General features: G+C 41.6%; 1 pseudogene. It reads right to left on the reverse strand.

Annotated features, from left to right (window positions below):
* Nucleotides 1-255, reverse strand: a pseudogene (locus tag ACYQ4O_RS13155) (RNA-guided endonuclease IscB); the annotation flags it as partial.

Below are 255 nucleotides of genomic sequence, written 5' to 3' on the forward strand. Positions count from 1 at the left end.
GAATACCGAATTTTTTGCGGTTAAACTTAGTTAAAGCTCCTGAACCAGCTTCAAAGGGAAAACCAGTTGATTTCAGTTTGTTAAACAGTTTCCAACGGGTGGCATTAACAGAAGCTGCGTCTTTAAGTGGTTGTTTTAATTGATTCTTGATTTGCCGCAGAACTTCCGGCTTGTCTTTCAGAAACTCCTCAACGCTCCTGGAACCTTTCTTCTGATTGCATTGAACACAAGCCAAAACGAGATTGCTGACTCGGT

It is taken from the genome of Turicimonas sp. TL08, assembly GCF_054660695.1.